The organism is Zooshikella ganghwensis DSM 15267 (genome assembly GCF_000428585.1).
In the GTDB taxonomy this organism is placed as follows: domain Bacteria; phylum Pseudomonadota; class Gammaproteobacteria; order Pseudomonadales; family Zooshikellaceae; genus Zooshikella; species Zooshikella ganghwensis.
The window spans coordinates 1-1407 of sequence record NZ_AUAF01000381.1 but is presented as its reverse complement, the minus strand read 5'-3'; the positions used below and the strand labels follow the sequence as shown (position 1 = coordinate 1407).

Below are 1407 nucleotides of genomic sequence, written 5' to 3'. Positions count from 1 at the left end.
ATAACCCTGCGTATCGGCTATTTTCAGGCTGGATTATTTTCACTCAGGGACGGATGGATCAAAATTCATTATCCTAACGGATAAGTTAAATGAACAGCTCTCTGGGGACCCGCATGCAGGGTGGTGTGGGGAGAGCTGGGGAAATAACAGCTCTTACCCAGTTATGTGAATGATTTCGCTTAACTTTATTTCCACCTGGTTTTTCTTTGCTTTTTCCAGCTTCGTTGGTAATTTGCATAATGACTATTATATGTTTCATAGCCATGAGGAAAACACCAAGAACAACCTGTGTCTTCACCAATTACAATTCTGGAAACCTTGATCCCAGAAATTTTGTTTGGCATATCTGCCAAACCAACTTCATTTTTACCAAATGCCTTAATAAGACGACATTCTCTTTTCATTTTACTCTCCTTTAGGTAAATACCTAGAAGAGAGCACCTTTTAAAATTTCAATTAACATTATTGTTCACCTCTTATACGTCAGGCCGTACCAGGCTTCCATTCAATATTTACGTTACTATATTGAGCAGGAATATTCTTCTTAGCGTCATCTACAGTATTGTAGCTAGAATTTTGCTTTGTATGGACCCCCAACTCCGAGGCAATCTCGTTAGTCGTTTTATGGCCTTTTAAGGCTTCTATGGCCACTTTTGACTTAAATGCTGCAGTAAATGATTTGCGACTCATTTTTATCCCTTTCAACAGTTGTTGTATTTTAACTGACTGTCTCAAAACTGGGGACCACTATACTCATATACCCGACGATATCTCAGCGTTAAAAAAGAGCTTCTATGTTAACACTTCACAAGAGCTTGATGAACAATGGCAATCTTGGCTAAAAAGCTGGCGTGACCTGGTCAGTTACGGTAGCGATTTATCTGAGATATCGACAAGAATGAAACAAACTAACCCCAAATATACTTGGCGCGAGTGGCTAGTCGTGCCAGCTTACCAACAGCGACGCAGGGTGATTACACACTGCTCAAAGAGCTGCAAGAAGTGTTTAGCTATCCTTATGATGAGCAATCAAAAGAAGTAGAAGACAAATACTATCGCCTCTTACCTAGAGAGTTTTTTAACGTTGGTGGTGTGTCGCACTATAGTTGCTCATCTTGATAGACTGTTCTGCTCAATTAGCACAAAAACCGCACACATTTCTAAAGGAGTTAAAGCAGGAAAAATAAACAATCAATTCTTGGATGAGTTTTTAAAGGTGTTTTTTTATACATTTTAGGCTCTAGCTGTAAATACCCGATATTTTCAGCAGTCAAAAAAATGCTTATAGATCATCTATATCTACAGGTATTGATGGCTGGTTTTCTCTTGCTTTAATAATCTCAATTAGCGCTGCATCCTCTAGTTTATCTTCTTCTTTTTGAAAAAAATAAAATACCTGAGAAACGA

3 protein-coding genes are annotated in these 1407 nt (G+C 38.4%); 1 reads left to right on the top strand and 2 read right to left on the bottom strand.

All coding sequences use genetic code 11. The features are described 5' to 3' along the window. Nucleotides 1-185: 185 nt before the first annotated feature. Together F607_RS0127170 and F607_RS34500 are read right to left on the bottom strand one after the other, a co-directional pair. Entirely contained in the window at nucleotides 186-404 is a 219-nt protein-coding gene (locus F607_RS0127170) for a hypothetical protein (RefSeq protein WP_027710486.1), read from the bottom strand. Between the two features lie 79 nt (nucleotides 405-483). Beyond that, nucleotides 484-690, bottom strand: a complete 207-nt coding sequence (locus tag F607_RS34500) for a hypothetical protein (RefSeq protein WP_051311895.1) — start codon at nucleotides 688-690, stop codon at nucleotides 484-486. A 243-nt stretch (nucleotides 691-933) separates the two neighbouring features. Here F607_RS34500 and F607_RS35360 point away from each other — a divergent pair, with 243 nt between their 5' ends. Further along, nucleotides 934-1119, top strand: a complete 186-nt coding sequence (locus F607_RS35360; RefSeq protein WP_027710485.1) for a hypothetical protein — start codon at nucleotides 934-936, stop codon at nucleotides 1117-1119. The last annotated feature ends 288 nt before the right edge of the window (nucleotides 1120-1407 follow it).